Origin of the sequence: Candidatus Phaeomarinobacter ectocarpi, from assembly GCF_000689395.1 — a bacterium.
Lineage (GTDB): Bacteria > Pseudomonadota > Alphaproteobacteria > CGMCC-115125 > CGMCC-115125 > Pyruvatibacter > Pyruvatibacter ectocarpi.
The window spans coordinates 1,086,558-1,109,685 of sequence record NZ_HG966617.1 but is presented as its reverse complement, the minus strand read 5'-3'; the positions used below and the strand labels follow the sequence as shown (position 1 = coordinate 1,109,685).

The window sequence follows — 23,128 nt, the reverse complement described above, 5'->3', positions numbered from 1 at the left end:
CGTCAGATAGCAATACGGACGGGCATGCTGATGCACACCCGTCCGCCAAAAGGTCTAGTTCTCAAGCCGCATCAGCTTAGCTGCTGGCGTTTTCCTTGATGAACTTGATTGCATCGCCAACCGTCAGGATGGTTTCAGCAGCATCATCAGGGATTTCGACTTCGAATTCTTCTTCGAAAGCCATAACCAGCTCAACGGTGTCCAGGCTGTCTGCGCCCAGGTCGTCAATGAAGCTGGCATTTTCGGTGACCTTGTCGGCTTCAACGCCAAGGTGCTCAACAACGATCTTTTTGACGTTCTCTGCGATGTCACTCATGTTTCTTCTCTCAGCTCATAGTATGCGATCAGACGGACAAACCGGCTTGATCTGGGGCTTAAACTAGGCTCGCACACCCGTCGAAATGTCTCAATTCCAATCAGGTATACGGCAAACGCGATATTGGACAAACTGCAGCGCTACCTTTGTACAGCGCCTGCTTCTGTCCCGAAAAGCGGTCGCTTGGTAACACAATCATATTCCTTTGACCAGATTGTCAGCGTGAGGGCAATAGGCCTTAAAAACCAAGTGATTCCGGGCCTCTAGCCTTGGATTCACCCCGGGCACTCTAGCTGACAGTTAGGTTAAATCATGGCCATGCCGCCATTCACATGAATGGTCTGTCCGGTGACATAGGCTGCTTCTTCGCTGGCCAGATACAAAGTGGCCGCTGCAATCTCGTCAGATGTGCCTAGGCGACCTGCAGGAATGCGGGTCGAAATGGCCTCTTTTTGACCATCATCCAGCACATCGGTCATGGCGGTCTGGATGAACCCGGGCGCCACGCAATTGGCTGTGATTCCCCGACTTGCGACTTCCTGGGCAATGGATTTGGTCATTCCGATCATGCCGGCCTTTGCGGCGGCATAGTTCGCCTGTCCGGGATTTCCGGTGACGCCCACGACTGACGTGATGCCGACAATACGGCCCCAACGGCGTTTCATCATTCCGCGCATCAGGCCGCGCGAGAGGCGGAAGCTGGCCGTCAAGTTCACGGCGAGGACCTGGTCCCACTCGTCATCTTTCATCCGCATAAAGATGTTGTCTCGGGTGATGCCAGCATTGTTCACGAGGATATCGACCTGGCCGAGCGCGCCTTCCGCCTGCTTGGGAAGAGCATCTACAGCATCCGCATCACCCAGATTGCACGGCAACACATGGACGCGGTCGCCAAGGTCTGATGCGACTTCATTCAGTACATTCTCGCGTGTACCGGATATGCCTACTGTTGCCCCCTGTGCATGGAGCGACTTTGCAATTGCACCGCCGATACCGCCGGTAGCACCGGTTACCAGGGCCGTCTTGCCAGTGAGGTCAAACATCCAACATCTCCGTTTCTATTCAAGCTTAGCGCCGTCGACGAGGCCAACCTCGTGTTCCGGCGGAATGATAGCATTGTCGAGGCAACCAAAATTCACGCTTATCTGGCTCGGGTCCGATCGCCGCTTGTGGTGTGTGTAGACGCCGCATCGAGAGCAGAAAAAATGCTCTGCAATCTGCTGGTTCCATTTGTAGCTAGAGAGCGCCGCCTCGCCGCCCGTCAGCTGAAAATCTTCCCGGCGGACCGGTTTCATGATGATTGCTTTTTTAGTGCACAGACTACAGTTGCAGCGATACAGGTCACGATCTGCGTCGTCTGCATCAATCGCAAACGTTATGGCACCGCAGTGGCATGACCCGGAAAAGGTCGGCATCGCAAATCACTCGCTTCGAGATTTCTAAAGCCCGGCTTCAACCAACGCACGCACAGCATCAGCGGAGTTGATTGTCTGGCCCTTGATGGATTTATCAATCCACTTGGTCAGGCCGGTCAGGACCTTTCCTGACCCACATTCAACAAGCTCCTCGACACCTTGATCGCGCATGTATACGACGCTCTCGAGCCACCGCACTTTGCCGGTCACCTGTTCAACCAGCAGCGTACGGATCAATTCCGGATCGCTCACTGCCACTGCGCGGACATTGGCGACAACAGGGACTGTGGGCGCGGCAATGGCGACGTCTTTGAGCGCTTCCGCCATCTCATCGGCTGCAGGCTGCATCAATGCGGAGTGGAACGGCGCGGATACAGCCAGCGGCATGGCGCGTTTGGCACCCGCTTCTTTTGCCAACTCACAGGCGCGGTCGACGCCGGCCTTTGAGCCGGAAATCACAACCTGACCATTGGCATTGTCATTCGCCACGCCGACGGGCTCGCCGGTTTCCTTTGCTGCTGCGTCAGCGGCTTCAGCGACCTTGTCATTCGCAAGCCCCAGCGTCGCTGCCATGGCCCCCTTGCCTGCGGGCACAGCCCGCTGCATGGCTTCGCCGCGCAATCGCAGGAGTTTGGCTGTTGTCGTGATGTCCAACGACCCTGCCGCACACAGGGCTGAGTATTCGCCAAGGGAATGTCCGGCGACGAATTTTGCATGCTTTGCAAGGTCAAGACCTGCTTCAGCCTGCAGCACACGGAACACTGCCAGCGATACTGCCATCAAAGCGGGCTGCGTGTTCATGGTGAGGGTCAGATCTTCCTCAGGCCCATCCCACATGATTGACGTCAGCTTTTCGCCAAGGGCTTCATCGACCTCGTCAAAGACGGCCTTGGCTTGGGGAAATGTGTCCGCCAGGTCCTTGCCCATCCCTATAGTCTGGGCACCCTGGCCTGGAAATGTGAATGCGCGGATCATGGTATCGCTCACGGGGTTTCCTTTGCGTTGCCGATTGTCGAGTCGCCGCTTGCGGGCGTTAACTCGGAGAGACACCGGGCACATGGTCTGAGTCAAGTTATCCAGGGGCATTGCCCCTTGCATTCGAGGCCCAGGATTGCGACTTAAAGCGCAGTGATATCGGAGATTTTATGTCCAGTGAGAATGTGCTTGCCTAACGGGGCCTGAGCACTTGCCGACCCCGTTAAAGGAAACCCGCACCGGTGCGCCTATTGCGTGCTGATGGCGATTTGCGTCCGCATGCCAATCCGCCGGTGCCGTATCTTCTTTAGACGGCTCACTACAATGAACATCTCCAGAGACGAACAGCGGGTGCTCCACGCACTCGCGCAGGGCGGATTCATTCGCCATTTCCGCAAAATTTCACCTTCCGGCAGACGTCAGCGTGTCGTTCACGTTGAATGTGTCACCCGGGATGGCTGGCTGCTATCCATCTGCAGCCTGGAAATCTTCGGAAAACTGCGAAAAAGACGGCTTATCGCGTCAACAAACGGCAATCCGTACGTGATTACGAGAAAGGGGCTGGTGGCTGTTCGGGCTCGGCCTGACAACCGATGACCCCAAACAAGGCGCAAAGGCTTGCATCGGGGAGGTATTTCGCGTATCTCCCCGCATCGCTCAAGGTCCGGAGCCGGGAGCTGAAGGAACGGCGCTTTAGCGCTTGCGTGTTTCGCACAACGGTTTCCAGTGTTCCCGCCCGGTTCGTCCTCACGGAGATCTCCCTCTCCAAGACGAAGAATGGGGCTTCGCGCCCGGACCAGCGGATTGTCAAGGGAGCCCATTTGATATGGCGCTTTACGAACACGTATTTATTGCCCGGCAGGATGTGTCGGCGCAGCAGGTCGAGACTCTGACTGAAGAGTTCAAGTCCGTGCTGGAAAGCAATGGCGGCTCAATCGCAAAGAACGAGTACTGGGGCATCAAAACCCTCGCCTACAAGATCAAGAAAAACCGCAAGGGTCACTACACCCTGCTCAACATCGACGCGCCGCATGCAGCGGTTGCTGAAATGGAACGCCAGATGCGTCTGCATGACGACATCCTGCGCTTCATCACGCTTCGCGTGGATGAGCATGAAGAAGGCCCGTCAGCCATGATGCAGTCACGTGGACGCGATGATCGCCGTGGCGGTCGTGGTGGCGACCGTGGTGGCCGTGGTGGTGATCGCGGTGGCGACCGTGGTGGTGACAGAGGCGGAGATCGCGGCGGAGATCGTGGCGAACGTCGTCCGGCACCCGTTGCTGAAGCAGCTGCACCTGCGGCAGACGCACCTGCTAGTGAAGGAGCAGACGCATGAAGATTATCCAGACAGACGCATCCCGTCGGCCTTTCTTCCGCCGTCGCAAGACCTGCCCGTTCTCCGGCGCCAACGCACCGAAGATCGACTACAAGGACACACGTCTTCTGCAGCGCTACGTTTCCGAGCGCGGCAAGATCGTCCCAAGCCGTATCACGGCTGTGTCCGCCAAGAAGCAGCGTGAACTGGCCCGTGCCATCAAGCGCGCCCGCTTCATGGCGATCCTGCCCTACGTGGTAGACTAAGAACGCAAAGAACGGCCCGCTGTCTCAAGGACAGCGGGCCTTTTTCATTTGGGGCATGCAACCACCGCTTGCGCCTGCTCCAAGTTTTACCCCCCTACGCTGTGTGATTGACCGCTTGAATGGGTAATCTTCCGCCATGGCTGATCGGCGTTCTGGCAGGCCTTGCCAGCGCGATCCTGTACGCGGCAGCGTCTGGCGGCGCGACGCCGGCCATCATTCTGGCCTACATCGCACCGCTTCCTATCTTCATTGCCGGCCTTGGCTGGGGCACCGTGATGGCCCTGATCGCAGGTGCGACAGGGCTTGTCGTCATGTCGGTGATTGCCGGGCTCTCAAGCGGTGTCGTCTATTTTGCCGTGGTTGCGCTTGCACCAGTCTGGCTGGTGCGGCTGGCGCTGCTCTCACGCGCGGTTGGCGGACGCGGCGCTTCTGCAGCCGCCCGCGCTGCGAAAGCACGTGAAGCGCATCATCGCGCGGTCGCAGATGGCACGCGCGATGGACCTCCCGAAGAAGCCCCACCGCCTGATGTCGAATGGTATCCCCCGGGCATGCTCGTTGCCTGGACGACAGCCATTGCAGCGACACTCCTTGTTGTCTCTATCCTGTCGATGGCTGCAACAGAAGGGGGTCTGCGTGGGGCGGTCGTGCAGATGCTCAACACCGGCATTGTCGATACCGGCGAACTCCGCCGCATGCTGGACGGACAAGGGCTTGCCGTTTCGCCTAGCGAATTCCTGGAAATGGTGGCAACTTTCCTGCCGGCTATGGCCGGCAGCATGTGGCTGCTCATGACATTGGCCAATATGGCGATTGCCCAGTTGATTGTGGATCGATCCGGCAACAGCCTGCGCCCGACGCCCGTATTCTCGCAGATCACCTACCCTCAGGCCTTTTTGATGGCCTTCCCGGTATCGCTCATTCTGGGCTTTCTACCCGGCGAGTTGGGGTTTGCGGGGCTATCCCTCGCAGCGCTCTTGTTTGTCCCGTATTTTTTGTTGGGATTGGCAACAATCCATGCTATTTCGCGCCGCTGGCAGGCGAGAACTGCCATTCTCATAGGCTTCTATCTGATCCTGATTGTCGTTGGCTCCCCTGTGATGCTGGTGGGAATACTGGGATTGGTTGAAGCATGGATGGGACTTCGGGACCGCTATGCGGGCCCAACACCGGATGCCGATTGAGGCATCCAAGTCGACCGCTAACCGCACTTTTGGGCGGGACAGGCGCTTTTGATCTTTCTGCACTGGGCAGACAAGGCCGCGCTTGCTGGAACGAGGACTAAAATCAATGGACGTAATTCTGCTTGAGCGGGTCGAGAAACTTGGCCAGATGGGCGATGTCGTAGACGTCAAGCCTGGCTATGCCCGCAACTTCCTGCTGCCCCGCGGCAAGGCGCTTCGCGCCAACAAAGCAAACCGGCAACGCTTTGAAAATGAACGCGCACAGCTGGAAGCCCGTAACCTTGAGCTTCGTACCGAAGCTGAAGCTGTTCAGGTGAAGCTGGACGGCGAAAGCGTCACGGTTATCCGTCAGGCTTCTGAATCTGGTCAGCTTTATGGCTCTGTTGCTACGCGCGACATTGCTGAAGGTCTTACCGAAGGTGGCTTCAGTGTCGAGCGTCAGCAGGTTGTCCTGCAGCGCCCGATCAAGGTTCTTGGCCTGCATGACGTAACGGTCCGCCTGCACCCGGAAGTAACAGCGACTGTGACAGTCAATGTGGCCCGGACACAGGACGAAGCGGAGCGTCAGGCTCGCGGTGAAGATGTCACTGTTGATCGCACGGACGAAGAAGAAGAAGCAGCCCTGCTGGCTGAAGAAGTCTTTGAAGATGCAGAACAGGCTGCGGCTCTTGAAGCTGGCGATGAAGAAGCCGGCGAAGAGGCTTCCTCTGACAAAGACGAGACGCAGTCCTAAGGGCTGGTCCGTCACCATCGACGACAAGAACAACGCCGCTGCCTGGATTCAGGTAGCGGCGTTTTTCATGGTGTGTCGCGCCTTTTTGGGCTTAGACTTTCGCGTAGGGGCTGGGCTTTAGACCGGCAACCATGAGTGGCCGGCCAGCGGAGGTGCGTGATGTTCCTCAGATGGATGCTGCAATATGTGGTCAAAACAGGCGACCTGACGGTCCACGAAGCAAACGGACGGTTATGGACCGCCGGGGACGGATCTGAACCGCGTGTCACACTGCACCTGCGTGACCGCTCGATCGGGCGCGCAATCGCCTTTAACCCCCATCTCAAATTTGGCGAAGGCTATATGGAGGGTCGGTTTCATATCACTGAGGGTGATATCTGGGACTTGATGGACCTTCTGGGCCGCAATGTTGGCACCGGGTATGGCACACCACTGGCTGCGTTGATCGCCGGGATCCGCCGATTTTACCGGCGCATCCTGCAGTACAATCCGGTCGGCCGGGCGCGGGCCAATGTGGCGCATCATTACGACCTGGATGGACGCCTTTACGATCTTTTTCTTGATCCTGACCGGCAATATTCCTGCGCCTATTTCGAGGACCCTTTGGCGTCTCTGGACGACGCACAACTGGCCAAGAAACGTCACATTGCCGCCAAGCTGGCGCTCGCGCCCGGCCATACCGTGCTCGATATCGGGTCCGGCTGGGGTGGGCTTGGGCTCTATCTGGCCCAGATGGCAGACGTGGATGTGACCGGTGTCACCCTCTCCCAAGAGCAGTACACGGTGTCAAACGCCCGCGCGGATGCCCTCGATCGCAAGGACCGCGTCCGGTTCAAGCTTCAGGATTATCGCGAGCTTGATTCCTGCTTTGACCGGATCGTCTCCGTGGGCATGTTCGAGCATGTCGGTGTGGGCCACTACGGGGAGTATTTCCGGCAGGTGGCGCGGTTGCTTGACGAGGATGGGGTGGCGCTCGTTCACTCCATTGGACGCATCGACGGGCCGGGAACAACTAATCCCTGGATCGCGAAGTACATATTTCCCGGTGGCTATATTCCGGCTCTCAGTGAGGTCCTGCCGAGCATTGAACGCGCGGGCCTTTTTGTGACCGATGTCGAAATTCTCAGGCTCCATTACGCAGACACACTGCGTCACTGGCGGGAGCGCTTTGCCGCCAACCGAGGCCGGGCCGCAGAAGTGTATGACGAACGCTTCTGCCGGATGTGGGAGTTCTATCTTGCTGCCTCCGAAGCCTCATTCCGCCACATGGGTTTCATGGTATTTCAGATCCAACTGACCAAGAAGGTCGGGACCGTGCCGTTGACGCGGTCCTACATCGCCAAAGCCGAGGAGGGTTTTCGCGACCGTGAGGGCACAACACAGGCGGGCCCTCACAGGCAAATGCATGTGTGACATGAACTAGCTGGGCCGGAGGGCTGCAGGCTCTATTTGTGAGTCAAATGAATCGGTTGCAGTGAATCGCGGAGACTATCCACAGGCCAAATTCAAATAGGTAGGTTGAATCGGCGATGACGGGACAGGCGTCTGACCTGGTCTCCTTTTGCGTGCGGCTAGGAACCGGCTGCCGTCAGATTCATGAGTCAAAAGAATCACTTGGAGTGAGTCGTGCACATCATCCACAGCCTGTGGATATCATTTCGGTGCAAAAAACACGGGAATGGGTGGAGATGGCTGAAAGTCGATTGGTGATGGTTTACAAGTTAGTCGATGGAACCTGCACCGACCGCCTTCCCCCCATCCGGCCCAATGCCTGATGACGCACCCGATCCGGATTTCGACGGCATAAAGTACCGCGAGATGCCGCACTCTATTGAGGCGGAACAGGCGCTGCTGGGGGCTGTCCTGGTCAACAACGAGGCGTACGACAGGGTCTCCGAGTTCCTATCGCCGGATCATTTCTATGAGCCGTTGCACGCGCGCATTTTTGAAGCTGTGGCGCAACTGGTCGTCGGGGGTCACCTTGCGACACCGGTGACCCTCAAGGCCTATTTCGACCATGACAGCGCGCTGGCAGATGTGGGCGGCCCTGCTTACCTCGCCCGGCTGGCTGCAGCTGCGGTAGCGACGCCCCATGCCAAGGACTATGGCCGCGCCATCTATGATCTGGCGGTGCGGCGCGAGTTGATCCGCCTTGGCGAAGATATTCAGGTGACTGCGGAAGACAGCCCGATTGACCTGCCGCCATCGCAGCAGATCGAGAATGCTGAGTCCTCGCTCTATAACCTCGCCGAAAAAGGCCGCTATGAAGGCGGATTCATGCCTTTCAAATCGTCGCTCACGACGGCATTGGATATGGCAGCCGCGGCTTACCAGCGAGAAGGCAAGCTTTCTGGCCTCTCAACCGGCCTGCGCGATCTCGACGGCAAACTGGGTGGTCTGCAGAATTCTGACCTGATCATTCTCGCCGGACGCCCCTCCATGGGCAAAACAGCGCTGGCGACAAACATCGCCTTCAATGCCGCCAAGGCGTACCAGAAGCAGATTGACGACAATGGGCGCGAAGTCGTCAGCGATGGCGGTGTCGTGGCCTTCTTCTCGCTTGAAATGTCGGCTGAGCAGCTGGCAACGCGTCTTCTGGCTGAACACTCCGGCATCTCATCTGAAAAGATCCGCCGCGGTGAGATTACAGCTGATGAATTTGGGCAGCTGCGTGAAGCCACCGAGATGCTTCAATCGATCCCCCTGTTTATCGACCATACGGGCGGCATCGGCATCGCCACCCTTGCGGCCCGGGCGCGGCGGCTGAAGCGCCAGCAGGGCCTGCAGTTGATTGTGGTGGACTATCTGCAGCTCGTGACGTCGTCGGGCAAGAACCAGGACAATCGCGTACAGGAAGTGACGGCCATTACGACGGGGCTCAAGGCGCTGGCCAAGGAGCTGAACGTTCCCATTCTTGCCCTGTCCCAGCTCTCTCGACAGGTTGAACAGCGTGAGGACAAACGTCCGCAACTCTCTGACCTGCGTGAATCCGGCTCGATTGAGCAGGATGCCGACGTGGTGATGTTTGTGTATCGCGAGGAGTATTATCTCCTTCGTGCGGAGCCAAGCGCAGACTCGCCGGAACATCTGGCCTGGCAGGACAAGTGCAATCAGGTTTTTGGCAAGGCTGAAGTCATCGTCGGCAAGCAGCGCCACGGCCCTACGGGCCGGGTTGAGCTGCAATTCCAGGCGGAACTGACGCGCTTTGGCGACCTTGACCATTTCCATCAGTCCTATGAAGGTCCGTGATCTGTCCCCTTTTGGATTACGGCCTCCTCACTTGACTGATCCCCTTCCCTTCCCGGGTCACCTGACGATTGACCTCGGCGCGCTTGCCCGCAACTGGCAAGCAGCGAACGAGGCCAGTGGCGCCGCGACTGCATCTGCGGTTGTGAAGGCGGACGGATATGGGCTTGGTGTGGTTCCGGTTGTGGAAGCCCTCTACCTGGCAGGGTGCCGGACATTCTTTGTTGCCCTGGCAAGCGAAGGACTGGCCGTTCGCAAAGCCCTACCAGACGCTGACATCTACATTCTGAACGGTACCATGAAGGACACTGCCTCAGCGATGGTGGAGGCTGATCTGGTTCCTGTCCTCAATGACCTGACACAGATTTCACTGTGGAAAGGGTGTTGCGACGCTGCAGGTCGCTCCTTGCCCGCCGCGCTAATGCTGGACACCGGCATGTCCCGACTAGGATTGGATGCCGATCAGGTGAGCACTGCTGGCAGCAATCCTGAGGTGCTGGGCAATCTCAGCCTGAAACTGGTCATGAGCCATCTAGCCTGCGCTGACGATGCGGCGTCGGACATGAATGCGCAGCAAAGAGCATCCTTTGACACACTTAGAGCCAAACTGCCCGACGCGCCGGCAAGCCTTGCCAATTCGGCCGGCATATTCCTGGGGCCGGACTACCATTACGACCTGACCCGGCCAGGTATTTGCCTGTATGGCGCATCCCCGTTTGCTGCCGCGCCGGCCCCATTTGACCCGGTGATCGGTGCAACGGCTGAAATCATTCAGGTTCGGGATGTGAAGTCTGGTGACACCATCGGCTACGGCGCCACCTACAGGGCCTCAAGGGCCATGCGGATCGCGACCATTGCTGCGGGCTACGCGGATGGCATTTTCCGGACGGCGGGAAACTCAGCCATGGCGGCCATCAACGGCACTTTGGTGCCCTATGTGGGCCGGGTATCGATGGACCTTATTGCCCTCGATATAACAGCCTTGGATAGCGCATCTGTGAAGGCTGGAGACGTTGTCGAATTGCTAGGGTCCACGGTAAGTGTGGACGATCTGGCACAGGCAACTGGCACCATTGGATATGAGGTGCTAACCAGCTTGGGATCGCGCTATGAGCGGCGCTATATTACCGGGTGATTGGTCTCCCGATTCACTTCCTTTGGAGCACTTGGAACCGGTGAACGTATTTGCCCTGGTTGGACGCGCAGTCCTTACTTTCCTCGCAGAAGTAGGTGCCCTTTCCCGTTTTACGCTTCGGGCGGTGCGGGCGTGCTTTACACCCCCTATCTATCTGCGCCTCATCGGCCAGCAGATGCTCCGCATCGGCTACTTTTCGCTGCCTGTTGTCGGCCTTACGGCCTTCTTCACCGGTGGCGTGCTGGCGCTTCAGATCTTCATCGGCGGGTCTCGGTTTAACGCGGAAGGTTTTGTGGCGAATATCGTTGCCATCGGCATTACCCGCGAATTGGGGCCTGTGATCGCTGGCCTCATGGTCGCCGGGCGCGTGTCGGCCGCGATCGCTGCTGAAATCGGCACCATGCGCGTGACCGAGCAGATTGATGCCCTGGTGACGCTCTCTACCAACCCCTTCAAATATTTGATGGCACCGCGCATCATCGCCGCGGTCATTTCAATGCCGATCCTGGTCCTGATTGCCGACATCATCGGCATTTTCGGTGGCTTCGTGGTGGGTACCCAGAGCCTGGGCTTCAACCCGCTGGTTTATATCGGCAACACGGTTGATTTCATTGAGGTCAGTGATGTCACATCCGGCCTCATCAAGTCTGCCGTGTTCGGCTTCATCATTGCGCTGATGGGTTGCTATTCCGGCTATCGCAGCATGGGGGGCGCGCAGGGCGTTGGCCGCGCGACAACCAATGCGGTGGTCACGTCATCCATTCTCATCCTCGCCGCCAACTACCTGATGACATCGATTTTCTTCACGTCGTGATTTTCTGACCGCTTAGAGGCATCTCTTCCATGGCCGACACGCCAAAAATACAGCTTCGAAACGTGCAAAAGAAATTTGGCCCCAAAACGGTGCTGGATAATATCGACCTGACAGTCCAAAGAGGCCACTCGATGGTCGTCATCGGAGGATCGGGCACCGGCAAGTCCGTGATGCTGAAGTGCATACTGGGCCTGCTACACCCGACAAGAGGATCCATCAAGATCGATGGGGAAGAAGTCACCAATATCTCAGAGCGTGACCGCGAAGAGGTGCTGAAGAAGTTTGGGATGCTGTTTCAGAGCGCAGCCCTCTTCGACAGCCTGAAGGTCTGGGAGAATGTTGCCTTTGCATTGATCCAGGGCGAGGGAATGTCCCGCGCCAAGGCGCGCGACGTTGCGATGGAGAAGTTGGCCAAGGTCGGCCTTGATGAGACTGTGGGAGACTTGAACCCGTCTGAACTGTCAGGCGGCATGCAGAAGCGTGTAGGGCTTGCCCGTGCGATTGCCCATGATCCAGAGATCGTGTTCTTCGACGAGCCAACCACCGGGCTCGACCCGATCATGGCAGACGTGATCAATCAGTTGATCGTGGATACCGTGCAGGACATGGGTGCGACAGCGCTCTCAATCACCCATGACATGGCCTCCGCCCGCAAGATCGCCGACCACATGTCGATGATCTACAAAGGCCAGATCATCTGGACGGGTACGGCCGCCGAGGTCGACACCTGCGGCAATCCTTATGTGGATCAATTCATCAATGGCCGCGCTGACGGGCCGATCCAGATGGAGGTGCTGAAGGCTTAAGCCCGAAGCGCAAAGATGGCCAAGATCGCCACCCGATTTGTCTGTCAGAACTGCGGTGCCGTCACGTCCAAATGGGCTGGCAAGTGCGACAGCTGCAATGAGTGGAACACGCTTGTTGAAGAGACCGCCAGCACAGGTCCCGCATCATCGCCCGCAACGGCCAAGCTGACGCGCGGCTCCCGCAAACTCATCGACCTTGTTCCGCTGGAAGGCGAAACGGCGGAAGCGCCGCGACACGTGACGGGTATTGCTGAGTTTGACCGGGTTTGTGGCGGCGGGCTGGTTCCCGGCTCCGCCCTGCTTGTGGGCGGCGACCCGGGCATCGGCAAATCAACCATTTTGCTGCAAGCCATGGCTGCTGTTGCACGCGCGGGCAAGCGCGCGCTGTACATTTCAGGCGAGGAAGCCATTGCGCAGGTGCGCATGCGGGCAAAGCGGCTGGGGCTGGAAAAGGCGCCGGTGGAACTGGCCGCGGCAACGAGCCTTGCCGACATCGTGGCCACCCTCGAGCAGGCACCGGCCGCGGATGCGGTTGTGATCGACTCGATCCAGACCATGTGGTCTGACGCGCTGGATTCTGCACCGGGCACTGTGTCTCAGGTGCGTGCATGTGCCCAGGCGCTGGTGCAGGTGGCGAAGGCCAAGGGCATGGCGATCATTCTTGTGGGTCATGTCACCAAGGAAGGGCAGATAGCCGGCCCCCGCGTGGTGGAGCACATGGTGGATACTGTCCTTTATTTTGAAGGCGAGCGCGGCCACCAGTTCCGCATACTGCGCGCCGTCAAAAACCGGTTTGGCCCGACGGATGAAATCGGGGTGTTTGAAATGCGCGACACGGGGCTTTCCGAAGTAGCGAACCCGTCAGCGCTCTTCCTCAATGATCGGTCTGAAAGTGCATCCGGGTCGGTCGTCTTTGCCGGCATTGAAGGGACGCGCCCGGTCCTTGTTGAGATTCAGGCGCTGGTTGTCAGGTCGACCCTGGGCACACCCAGACGCGCTGTCGTGGGCTGGGACGGCGGTCGCCTGTCCATGGTGCTCGCCGTACTTGAAGCGCGATGTGGGACCAGTTTTGGCGGCTTTGACGTCTATCTCAATGTCGCCGGTGGTCTTCGGGTCAATGAACCTGCCGCTGATCTGGCGGTGGCTGCAGCCCTGCTCTCCTCACTGGACGACAGTGCGATTGATCCGCAGACGGTGGTTTTTGGTGAGATCAGCCTGTCTGGTGATATTCGGTCGGTGGCGCAGGCCGAAAACCGCGCCAAAGAGGCCGCCAAGCTCGGCTTCAAGTCAGCAATCGGACCTGCCGGGCTCAAAGCCCTGTCCGGCGGATTGAAGGTGCAGGAAATCGGGACAATCGGTGGCCTTGTTAACGCCGTTTGTCATTCAGATGTGCCCGGTGGCGATGCTTGATGCTAGATATTCGCCTGAAACGGGACATCTGACGGGGGAATGATGTGACGGGGTTTGACGCCATTGTCATTGCAATCACGCTGATATCTGGCCTTCTGGCCATGATCCGCGGATTCGTGCGCGAAATGTTGTCCATCCTCGCCTGGGTCACCGCCGCTGCGGCTGCAATTCTGACGCTTCCTTACCTTGCTCCCAGAATTCGTGAATACATCGATCCGACATGGCTGGCGGACGGAATTGCGGCATTTCTCGTCTTTGCCATTGTGTTGGTCGTCGTGTCCTACATCAGCTTTCATCTGGGCGAGCGCGTGCCGGACGGACAGGTAGGTGCGCTGGACCGTACAGGTGGGTTCCTGTTTGGCCTGGCGAGGGGTTTTTTGCTCGCCACCATCGCCTATATGTTTATCGCCTGGCTGGTGGCGCGGGAGGACTTTCCGCCCTGGCTGGACGACGCCCGACTGCTGCCCATAGTCTCAGCAACGGCTGAAACCCTGACGAATCTGGTTGCACCCAATGCCGATGTGACCGCTGGCTCTCAAAGTGCCAAACCGCGTGCTGCTGACAAACCCGGGACCACATCGGGGAGCAAACCTGACCCGCAAAAAGGCGACGCTGACAGCACGCCAGACGACGGGTATAACGCTGAGGAACGCCGACGGCTCGATCAATTGTTCGAGTCGGTTGACGGGAACGGACAAGAATAACCGTCCCCCTGATCGCTTTTCTGATAAGCGCTGGCCAATGCGCAAGAGGTCACCTTGAACTCGCACACCCCCCAAGAGGCCACCACTCCTGCTTCTTCCAACAAAGAAGCGCCAATTGACTACCAAACATGGCGCGAGGAGCTGGAAGGCGACACGCTGCGTGAGGAATGCGGCGTGTTCGGCGTATTTGGAAATCCTGATGCGGCGGCTCTCACCGCGCTGGGGCTCCACGCCCTGCAACACCGCGGGCAGGAAGCTGCAGGCATTGTTTCCTATGACGGCCAGCGGTTTAACGCGGAACGCCGCATGGGCCTGGTCGGCGACCACTTTTCATCAGAAAAGATGATCAACCGTTTGGCTGGCTCCGCAGCCATTGGCCATAACCGCTACTCCACCACCGGTGAAACTGTTTTGCGGAATGTGCAGCCGCTCTTTGCTGACCTATGGGGCGGTGGATTTGCCATCGGTCACAATGGCAACCTGACAAATGCTCTGACCCTCCGTGACCGTCTGGTGCGTGAAGGCGCGATTTTTCAGTCAACATCAGACACAGAAACAATTCTTCAGCTGGTGGCCCGTTCTACAAAGCCTCGGATCATTGAACGGCTGGTTGATGCTCTCTCACAGGTTGAAGGGGCCTACGGACTTGTATGCCTGACGCCCAAGAAAATGATCGGCGCACGCGATCCACGCGGCATTCGGCCGCTTGTGATGGGTGACCTGAACGGCTCGCCTGTTCTGGCATCTGAGACATGTGCACTGGACATCATCGGTGCCCACTTCGTGCGCGAGATCGAGCCGGGTGAAATTGTGGTGTGCACGGAAGATGGCATTGAGAGCCACAAACCATTTCCGCCAGAGCCTGCGCGTCCGTGTGTCTTCGAACATATCTATTTTGCGCGTCCGGATTCAATCGTTGACGGCAAGAGCGTTTATGAGGTGCGCAAGAAATTCGGTGCCCAGTTGGCGGCTGAATCTCATGAAGAAGCTGATGTGGTCATTCCCGTGCCGGACTCCGGTGTGCCGTCTGCCATTGGTTACGCAAATGAATGCGGCCTGCCTTTTGAGCTCGGCCTGATCCGCAACCACTATGTGGGCCGGACATTCATTGAGCCCACCCAGCAAATTCGCCAGCTCGGTGTGAAGCTGAAGCACAACCCCAATCGCTCCATCGTCGAAGGCAAGCGGATTGTCCTTGTGGATGACAGCGTGGTGCGTGGGACAACATCCATCAAGATCGTTCAGATGATGCGGGATGCAGGTGCCCGTGAAGTGCATCTGCGGATCGCAAGTCCGCCGATCACACACTCGGACTTTTACGGCATTGATACCCCTGATCAATCGAAACTTCTGGCTCATCGCTTTGATCTGGAGGGAATGCGGTCTTACATCGGTGTCGACAGCCTTGCCTTCCTCACGGTAGACGGGCTCTACAAGGCGCTGGGATACGACGCCCGCAACGATGAAGAGCCGCAGCTGACGGACCATTGCTTTACCGGGGATTACCCCACGAAGCTGACGGACCGCGACGGCGACAGATCCGGTGGCCAGTTGTCGCTTCTGGCTGAGATCGCCTGACAATGGCCGGACAATTTGAAAACAAGACTGTCCTCATCACCGGGGCATCACGGGGTATTGGCTATGCGGTCGCCCTCGCCTTCGCCCGCGAAGGGGCTCATGTGATTGCGGTCGCCCGGACTGAAGGCGCCCTTGAGGAACTGGATGACGCCATCCAATCGGAAGGCGGGTCTGCCACTTTGGTGCCTTTGGACCTTACGGACTATGAGGGCGTTGACCGGCTGGGTGCGGCACTCTTTGAGCGCTGGGGCAAGCTCGATGTCCTGATTGGCAATGCCGGTGATCTAGGTGTGATTTCACCGATTGGTCATGTGCAACCGAAGGACTGGCACAAGGCCATCGACATCAATGTGAATGCCAACTGGCGGCTGCTGCGGTCCATGGACCCGCTGCTGCAGGCAGCTGACGCCGGGCGTGCGGTGTTTGTGACGTCCGGTGCCGCACAAAAGTGCAATCCTTTCTGGGGGCCCTATGCGGTGTCCAAAGCAGCGCTGGAGGCACTGGTCAAAACCTATGCAGCAGAGTCTGCAAACACCAATGTGCGCGCAAACCTTCTGAGCCCGGGGCCTGTGCGCACCGCCATGCGTGCCAAGGCAATGCCGGGTGAAGACCCTGGCACGCTTCCACACCCCAACGATGTTGCGGGTCTTTTTCTGGAAATGTCGCGGCCTGACTTTACCGAGAATGGCGTCACCCGCCGCTTCACACCCTAGTCGGACCTGGGCATTTTGGCTGGCTTGCTGGACGAGCGCTTTTTCATCTTGGCCTTTTGCGACGTGCCACGACGCTTGCGCTGCTCAGCATAGGGATTGTCTCCCTTACGCATGATCAGCCGAATGGGTGCACCGTCGAGCTTGAACCGCTCGCGCAGGCTGTTGACCAGATACCGCGTATAGCTGTCAGGCAGCTTTTCTGCCCGCTGTGAAAACACCACAAAGGTTGGCGGCCGGGCTTTGGCCTGCGTCATGTACCGAAGTCGGATGCGGCGTCCCTGGACAGCGGGTGGCGGATGCCGCCCCACAGCCATTTCCAGCCAGCGGTTCATCGCAGACGTGGGAATGCGCGTTGTCCAGCGCTTGTAGGCGCGCAGAGCGGCAGGCACCAATTTGTCCAGCCCCTGCCCCGTCAGCGACGAAATTGGAACGACCTCGACACCTTTGACCTGCGGCAACAGTTCATCAATCCGCTGATCGATCTCACGCAGCGCAGCGCCACGGTCCTCAACCAGGTCCCATTTGCTCACTGCCAATACCAGCGCGCGGCCTTCTTCAACCACCGTGTCGGCGATGTGAAGATCCTGCTTTTCGAATGGCTGCGTGGCGTCAATCAGAAGTACGACGACCTCCGCAAAATCAACCGCACGAAGGGTATCGGCGACCGAGAGCTTTTCGAGTTTTTCAGTAACGCGGGACCGGCGGCGAAGGCCGGCGGTATCCCACAGCTTGATGGCACGACCTTCGGCCGTCCAGTCAACAGAGATCGCATCGCGCGTGATACCCGCCTCTGGCCCTGTCAGCATGCGGTCTTCGCCGATCAACTCATTGATGAGTGTGGATTTGCCCGCATTGGGGCGTCCAACAACGGCGAGGCGCAACGGCTTAGTAGGGTCGTCCTCTAAACTGTCAGCGTCTTCTGTATCCGCACCTTCTATGTCAGCATCTTCAGCATCAAACGCGTCTTCGAGGATTTCCCTGGCTGCGGCATCGAATGGAAGGAGTGCCTGGTACAGGTCAGAGGTACCCTCCCCGTGTTCCGCTGAAATGCCCAACGGTTCGCCCATGCCAAGGCGGAAGGCTTCCATTCGGCCCGCCTCGGCGGCTTTGCCTTCGCATTTGTTGGCAGCCAGAATGACCGGCGTTTCACCCTTGCGCAGAATGCGGCCGATTTCTTCGTCCAGGGGCGTCAATCCGGCGCGCGCGTCCACAAGGAACAGGCAGACGTCAGCGCCTTCAATGGCAGCCTCTGTCTGCCGACGCATACGGGCTGGCAACACGTCGCCGCCTGCATCCTCGAACCCGGCGGTGTCGATGACAGTAAACGTCATGTCGCCAAGTTCTGCGGTGCCTTCGCGGCGGTCGCGCGTGACGCCGGGCGTGTCATCGACCAAGGCCAGGCGTTTGCCAACCAGACGGTTGAACAGGGTCGATTTGCCGACATTGGGTCGGCCAACAATGGCCAGTGTAAAACTCATCAGTTGCGGCTCCTGCCGCGGTCGCCCTCACGGGCGCTTTCTTGCCGACTAGCGGAACGCCAGAAGCTCGGCGGCATCGGTCAGTATGTAGACCGTCTTGTTCGCCACGATTGGGGAAATGAAAGTGCCACGGGGGATTTCAACTTCTCCCAGCACGTCACCATTGTAGGGCGAGACGGCAAATGCCTCACCGGTTGAAGAGGCTAGGAGCAGGCGGTCGCCTGCCAAGACTGGTCCGGCCCATGATATGGGGCCATCGCGGTCTTCTGGATCTGTAAAGCGCGGCAGCTGGGTTACCCACCGGATACGACCATCACGCCGGGAAAGCGCGATCACTTCAGCGCTGGTTGTCACGAGGAAAATGAAATCACCTGCCACCCATGGTGTCTGAACGCCGGATAGGGAACGCGTCCACACGCGCTCACCGGTACGGATATCAATCGCGACCATGCGGCCTGCGTGGCTCACCGCAAACACACGGTCGCGGTCGATCACCGGACGACCTGCAATATCGCTGATGTTGGCCAATGCCGTGTTTGACAGTGTGCGTGTCAGAGTGTCGTTCCAGACCTCCTGACCATTTTCAACGCGCAATGCGAACACTTCGCCAGAAGAGTACGGCACCACCAGCGTGCCGCCCGATACGGCAGGGCTTGGTGACCCAAGAATGCCCGCCGTTTCCTGAATGCCCTGGTGCGTCCACAGCACTTCGCCTGTGGCCTGAGCCAATGCGGAGGTCTGATTGTCAAACGAGATGACAAAGACACGCCCGCCGACCGCTGAGGGCGCTGCGCGAAACGGCGTGCGGCCTTCATAGGTCCAGAATTCTTCACCGGTCGCGGCGTCCATCGCAACCACCGTGCCGAACCCGGTGGCGACATAAATCGCGCCATCGTCATAGGCGATGCCGCCGCCAAAGCCTTCCTCTGAGTCCGCGTCCTCGGGCGTCAGATCGACAGCCCAGATGCGTGTTCCCGTATCCGCCTCAAACGCACGCACACCGCCTTCGGTGTCCAGTACATAGGCGCGACCGTCAGCGATTATAGGTGGCGCTGTAAGACGGCCACTGCTGCTTGACCCCTGTCCGGCATCTGCGTCCCAGATTTCTGATATTGCTTCGGGCGCATCGAGATGATGCAGCACGTTGTCGGGAAATCCACCCGGCTGTGCCCAATCTGTATTTACGTATGGGGCAGGCAGCACAACCTGCAGACCGGCGATGCGTGGATCAGCTTCGAGCTGCTGCTCCAGCGACATGACGGAGATGCGCTCTCCTGGAAGGGGCGGATCATCAGACGGGCTGATCAGGTCATTGACCGTGTCGCACGCGACCAGCGTGAAAGCCAGCGCGCTCAGGGCTGCCACCCGCGACGTGGTGCGGGAAAAGATATGAAACTGAGATGTCATTGTGCGGCTTCGCTCTCTTCTGCAACGTCGTCAGCAGGCTGCTCTTGCGATGGTGTTTCAGCGGCAGGCAGCTGGCGTGCGATTGGCGCTTCCAGCTGAAGCCCGCGCAGCATGTCGCGCGCGCGTTCGCGCGCCAATGGCGGCGCTGCGGCGGCATCTGCAAGCTGCTGGTAATACTCACCAGCTGCTGTCGTATCGTTCTCGCGCAGTGACACATACCCAAGCAGCTCAAGGGCAGAGAAGCGCCAGGGGCTGCTGTCACCCGCGAGCGGCGTAAGCCGGATTTTCAATTCATCGGGGCTTGCCGTATCTGCCATCAGCAAGGCTGCTTTCAATGACGCCAGACCTTTAAGAATATCGTCCGCGCTGCCAGCTGAAATGGCATCATAGGTGGCAATGGCACCTTCAGTGTCTCCGGCCTCAGCCTGTAGGCCTGCCGCTCGCATACTGGCCACAGCCTCATACCCACCACTCGCAGACTGCGCGATCGCGGCAAAGGCATCCGCGGCGGCGGCGGTTTCGCCCTCTTCAACCAACTGGCTGGCGGCCACGAACTTGCTGGCCGCATCTTCAGATGCGGACTGCTGGGATGCATTCCACCAGCTGACACCGCCAACGATGGCCACGACACCCACGGCGGCCGCGATCAAATAAGCGCCATAGGACTTCCAGAGGTCCTCGGCACGGTCGCGGCGCAGGTCCTCTTCAACTTCACGGAAAATGTCTGACAAGGAAGACGGCTCTCTGGCTAGATATCGAAACAAATGGATGGATCGGGCGGCGAAGCCCTGCCTGTGACAGCACAGACACACATGTACCGGAAACTAGCCGGGCTTGCGCGGTGATACCACCCATAAAGTAGTTGAAAGCAAAGGCAATTAACGCCTTTGTCATCGTCCAGCTCCAAGGCCGCGACGCAGCTACTTCTTCATGGCGTAGGTGTGTTCCTTGGCAGGAAAATGGCGCGAGCGGACTTCTTTTGCGTAGGCCTCCGCCGCGCCCTCGATGGCAGCCCCCAGGCTGGCAAACTCCTTGACGAATTTGGCCGGGCTGGGGTTGAGACCCAGCATGTCTTCCAGCACCAGAATCTGGCCATCACAGGCGGGGGAAGCACCGATGCCGATTGTCGGCACGTCAATCTGCCCGGTTATGCGCGCGGCCAGGGGCTCGGCTATACCCTCAAGAACCACAGAGAATGCGCCAGCTTCTGCCACGGCGCGGGCGTCTTCTTCCAGAGCGGCCCACTCATCGGTGGTCCGGCCCTGGGTCTTGTACCCGCCCATGGTCTGCACACTTTGGGGCGTCAGGCCGATATGAGCCATGACGGGAATTCCGCGCTCTGACAGGAAATGGATGGTTTCCGCCATGCGGGCCCCACCTTCAAGCTTGATGGCCGTGCAGCCGGTTTCATGGATTACCCGTGACGCATTGCGGAATGCGATCTGAGGGCTCTCTTCATAGGTACCAAAGGGCATGTCCACGACGACCACCGCCTGATCCGCCCCGCGCATCACAGCCTTGCCGTGCAGGATCATGAGCTCGAGCGAGACGCCGAGCGTGTTTTCCATCCCGTGCATGACCATGCCGAGGCTGTCGCCCACCAGCAGCAGGTCAACATACGGGTCCACCAGGCGGGCCGTATGGGCATGATACGCCGTCAGGCACACCACCGGCGTGTTGTTCTTTGAGTTCCGGATCTGCGGAACGGTTTTACGGCGAATTGTGTTTTGAACGGACATGGGGATGTACCTCCTGACACTCAGGCCTCAAGCCTTCTTTTGTGCGGTGCAGCACACTAGTTGTCAGAGGCCGGAATGGCAAATCATCCGCCATTGCCTGTTGAGCCGCTTCCCGACGAGCCGTTGCCAGTGTCAGAAACCGCGGCTTGGGGCTCAGGACGGTTGGATGCCAGAGCAAGATAGGCAAGGCCAAACCAGGACAGGATGCAGACCAGCAGGTAAATCATGAGCAGGACATTCAACAGCATGGAAAAAATCGCGACTACGGGCGCCAATGGCCCGGAAAAGACGGTCAGGAATGCCCCTAAAAATCCGACAAGAAAAGAGCCGACAAAGGTGATGCCCATACTCAGGATCAGGTAGCCGAAGAGAATGCGCCAGGTGTTTCCCTTGGTTCGCCCCCATGCCCGTGCAAAGTCGATGGGCTCGTCGTCCACGATTGCCGGGAACACAAATCCCAGCCGCATCACAATCGGCAGAATGATCAGTGTGATGACAATAACGGCTATTGCCAGGCCAGGCCGTGCAAAACCGAATGTGCCGTCAGGCGCAATCTGCGGACCTGAGAACATGTAAAGACCCATCACGGGCAGATAAACCGCCAGCATAACCAGATAGGCCAGCAGAAACCTTTTCGTCCTTTCACCGAACCCATGCCTTTGCGCTTCGTCCGCAATGACGTAGCGCAGAGCGCCAACGATGGCCGGGCTTGCAAGCACCATTGCAATCACGCCGGCAATCATCGAGACCACGAAAACCCCTGTCGGCGGCGTCGCGCCGGCCATTGCAGCAAAGCTGATCACAACTGCCACAACATAGACCACGCCGGCGGCGAGCAGCCATGGCCACATGATCTTGAAAAACGTGCCCCGGTGTTGCCAGGGCATCTTGAGGGCAGCCAGCCACGTGGCGCGCAGTGGAAGTTTTTGCATGGTCATGTCCCTTAGGGCTGGGTGGTCAGATTAATCTGCGGCCTCGGCTTTGACTTGTGGCGACGCTTTTGCGTTCGGCAGAAGGGCGATCAGCGAGTAGGTGAGAAAGGCTGCGCCAACAACTGTGAGGAAGTAGTTCGAGAGAACATTTGCAATAAGCCAACCAGCACTCATTGCCCCCAGGAAACCGCCAGCGGCACCGTCGCCTGCCCCACCGGCCTGCTCAGAGTTCTCCATCAGGATCTCAGAGCCCCCCACAACAAATCCGACTACGAGGCCGATGATGATCACCAGAAAAAAGTACAGGAGCCAGGCAACCAGCAACCGCAGCGTGCTGCCCTTGGAGACCTCCCAAGCCAGGAAGATCGAGTCTGGTCTTTGGAGCGCTGCCGCAGGCAGGGCCAGGAACAACCGTGAACCAATGACGATGCCCACCAAGCTAAAGACAGCAACAGCGACGCCCATTCCAGGGTCCAGGTTGGTTGCGTCCATCTCAAAGCCTTTCTCAAACCCGACAGTGGCCCAGAGAAAAAAGAAGCAAAGCAGCATATAGGCGAGACCGATCAGGAGAAGCCCGATCGCAATGAGGAAATATCTGACAACCGGCCAGGCCAACCGCCATTTGTGATCGACGTCGGCCACGACGCGGTGGGTGAGCACGGCTGTAGATGTGAAGATGAGATAGACAAGGACCGCCACGCCAAACAGGGTGTACCCGCTGGTTCCTTCGACAGGCACCATCTCTTCAGTGCCCAAAAACGCGCCCGGCGGTGCGACCAGGGAAAAGAGGCTGAGGCCTATGGCCGCCGATACGATGTAGAACGGCAGCAACGGCCACGCGAATTTGAACGGCGCAGCAAACGCCCGTCCCAGCACATCAAAAACCGGAAGTTTGACCAACCTGCCCTCCATTCTCAGACCTATCGACTGAAGCTACAGCACGGACGTGTACCCGCCCGTAGCGG

At 58.6% G+C, this 23,128-nt stretch carries 24 protein-coding genes; 14 read left to right on the top strand and 10 right to left on the bottom strand.

Translation table 11 applies throughout. The annotated features are described in order from the left end of the window. Positions 1 to 76: 76 nt before the first annotated feature. From BN1012_RS05290 to fabD, 4 genes are all read right to left on the bottom strand, one after another. Positions 77 to 316, bottom strand: a complete 240-nt coding sequence (locus BN1012_RS05290) for an acyl carrier protein (RefSeq protein ID WP_043948813.1) — start codon at positions 314 to 316, stop codon at positions 77 to 79. Positions 317 to 621: 305 nt separating this feature from the next. Next, positions 622 to 1,359, bottom strand: a complete 738-nt coding sequence (gene fabG, locus BN1012_RS05285; RefSeq protein WP_043948812.1) for a 3-oxoacyl-[acyl-carrier-protein] reductase — start codon at positions 1,357 to 1,359, stop codon at positions 622 to 624. A gap of 15 nt (positions 1,360 to 1,374) precedes the next feature. Next, on the bottom strand, positions 1,375 to 1,731 hold the full coding sequence (locus tag BN1012_RS05280; RefSeq protein WP_043948811.1) for a GFA family protein: 357 nt from the start codon (positions 1,729 to 1,731) through the stop codon (positions 1,375 to 1,377). Between the two features lie 24 nt (positions 1,732 to 1,755). Continuing rightward, a complete protein-coding gene (fabD, locus tag BN1012_RS05275) occupies positions 1,756 to 2,706 on the bottom strand; it encodes an ACP S-malonyltransferase (protein WP_043948810.1) in 951 nt (316 codons plus the stop codon). Between the two features lie 261 nt (positions 2,707 to 2,967). On the opposite strand from fabD, the gene BN1012_RS17365 reads away from it, so the two are divergent. The 14 genes from BN1012_RS17365 to BN1012_RS05210 all read left to right on the top strand — a co-directional run bounded on the left by BN1012_RS17365 (position 2,968) and on the right by BN1012_RS05210 (position 16,607). Then, a complete protein-coding gene (locus tag BN1012_RS17365) occupies positions 2,968 to 3,303 on the top strand; it encodes a YjhX family toxin (RefSeq protein WP_320408875.1) in 336 nt (111 codons plus the stop codon). Between the two features lie 229 nt (positions 3,304 to 3,532). After that, positions 3,533 to 4,042 (top strand): 30S ribosomal protein S6, encoded by a 510-nt coding sequence (gene rpsF, locus BN1012_RS05270; protein ID WP_043948809.1) that lies wholly within the window; start codon positions 3,533 to 3,535, stop codon positions 4,040 to 4,042. Next, positions 4,039 to 4,287, top strand: coding sequence for a 30S ribosomal protein S18 (gene rpsR, locus BN1012_RS05265; RefSeq protein ID WP_043948808.1), 249 nt, complete (start codon positions 4,039 to 4,041; stop codon positions 4,285 to 4,287). The genes rpsF and rpsR overlap by 4 nt, the downstream gene beginning before the upstream one ends. A 119-nt stretch (positions 4,288 to 4,406) precedes the next feature. Beyond that, positions 4,407 to 5,468, top strand: coding sequence for a DUF2232 domain-containing protein (locus BN1012_RS05260; RefSeq protein ID WP_043948807.1), 1,062 nt, complete (start codon positions 4,407 to 4,409; stop codon positions 5,466 to 5,468). Positions 5,469 to 5,574: 106 nt separating this feature from the next. Further along, a complete protein-coding gene (gene rplI, locus BN1012_RS05255) occupies positions 5,575 to 6,201 on the top strand; it encodes a 50S ribosomal protein L9 (protein ID WP_043948806.1) in 627 nt (208 codons plus the stop codon). 159 nt (positions 6,202 to 6,360) lie between these two features. Further along, complete coding sequence (locus tag BN1012_RS05250; RefSeq protein ID WP_043948805.1) at positions 6,361 to 7,614, top strand: SAM-dependent methyltransferase; 1,254 nt, start codon at positions 6,361 to 6,363, stop codon at positions 7,612 to 7,614. 315 nt (positions 7,615 to 7,929) lie between these two features. Beyond that, positions 7,930 to 9,450, top strand: a complete 1,521-nt coding sequence (locus BN1012_RS05245; protein WP_420887286.1) for a replicative DNA helicase — start codon at positions 7,930 to 7,932, stop codon at positions 9,448 to 9,450. Positions 9,451 to 9,481: 31 nt separating this feature from the next. Then, complete coding sequence (gene alr, locus BN1012_RS05240) at positions 9,482 to 10,582, top strand: alanine racemase (protein ID WP_043950679.1); 1,101 nt, start codon at positions 9,482 to 9,484, stop codon at positions 10,580 to 10,582. A 40-nt stretch (positions 10,583 to 10,622) separates the two neighbouring features. Next, positions 10,623 to 11,396: an MlaE family ABC transporter permease gene (locus BN1012_RS05235; RefSeq protein WP_043950678.1), complete on the top strand. Its 774-nt coding sequence runs from the start codon at positions 10,623 to 10,625 to the stop codon at positions 11,394 to 11,396. 29 nt (positions 11,397 to 11,425) lie between these two features. After that, entirely contained in the window at positions 11,426 to 12,202 is a 777-nt protein-coding gene (locus tag BN1012_RS05230) for an ABC transporter ATP-binding protein (protein WP_043948803.1), read from the top strand. 15 nt (positions 12,203 to 12,217) lie between these two features. Continuing rightward, entirely contained in the window at positions 12,218 to 13,612 is a 1,395-nt protein-coding gene (radA, locus tag BN1012_RS05225; protein ID WP_043948802.1) for a DNA repair protein RadA, read from the top strand. Between the two features lie 44 nt (positions 13,613 to 13,656). Next, positions 13,657 to 14,316, top strand: coding sequence for a CvpA family protein (locus tag BN1012_RS05220; protein WP_052534653.1), 660 nt, complete (start codon positions 13,657 to 13,659; stop codon positions 14,314 to 14,316). A gap of 114 nt (positions 14,317 to 14,430) precedes the next feature. Further along, a complete protein-coding gene (gene purF / locus BN1012_RS05215; protein ID WP_043950676.1) occupies positions 14,431 to 15,894 on the top strand; it encodes an amidophosphoribosyltransferase in 1,464 nt (487 codons plus the stop codon). A 2-nt stretch (positions 15,895 to 15,896) separates the two neighbouring features. Continuing rightward, positions 15,897 to 16,607: an SDR family NAD(P)-dependent oxidoreductase gene (locus tag BN1012_RS05210; protein ID WP_043948801.1), complete on the top strand. Its 711-nt coding sequence runs from the start codon at positions 15,897 to 15,899 to the stop codon at positions 16,605 to 16,607. On the opposite strand, the gene der is transcribed toward BN1012_RS05210, so the two are convergent. From der to BN1012_RS05180, 6 genes are all read right to left on the bottom strand, one after another. Then, entirely contained in the window at positions 16,604 to 18,085 is a 1,482-nt protein-coding gene (gene der / locus BN1012_RS05205) for a ribosome biogenesis GTPase Der (RefSeq protein ID WP_063958485.1), read from the bottom strand. The two genes, BN1012_RS05210 and der, sit on opposite strands and share 4 nt — an antisense overlap. A 48-nt stretch (positions 18,086 to 18,133) precedes the next feature. Beyond that, the gene (locus BN1012_RS05200) at positions 18,134 to 19,492 is read right to left on the bottom strand and encodes a PQQ-like beta-propeller repeat protein (protein WP_052534650.1); all 1,359 of its coding nucleotides are present in this window, start codon (positions 19,490 to 19,492) and stop codon (positions 18,134 to 18,136) included. Next, positions 19,489 to 20,223, bottom strand: a complete 735-nt coding sequence (locus BN1012_RS05195; RefSeq protein WP_052534647.1) for a tetratricopeptide repeat protein — start codon at positions 20,221 to 20,223, stop codon at positions 19,489 to 19,491. The genes BN1012_RS05200 and BN1012_RS05195 overlap by 4 nt, the downstream gene beginning before the upstream one ends. Before the next feature lie 189 nt (positions 20,224 to 20,412). Then, positions 20,413 to 21,231, bottom strand: a complete 819-nt coding sequence (panB, locus tag BN1012_RS05190) for a 3-methyl-2-oxobutanoate hydroxymethyltransferase (RefSeq protein WP_043948800.1) — start codon at positions 21,229 to 21,231, stop codon at positions 20,413 to 20,415. 83 nt (positions 21,232 to 21,314) lie between these two features. Then, on the bottom strand, positions 21,315 to 22,163 hold the full coding sequence (locus BN1012_RS05185) for a glycerophosphoryl diester phosphodiesterase membrane domain-containing protein (protein ID WP_171815915.1): 849 nt from the start codon (positions 22,161 to 22,163) through the stop codon (positions 21,315 to 21,317). 30 nt (positions 22,164 to 22,193) lie between these two features. Beyond that, positions 22,194 to 23,063: a hypothetical protein gene (locus tag BN1012_RS05180; protein WP_145973425.1), complete on the bottom strand. Its 870-nt coding sequence runs from the start codon at positions 23,061 to 23,063 to the stop codon at positions 22,194 to 22,196. Between the last annotated feature and the right edge of the window lie 65 nt (positions 23,064 to 23,128).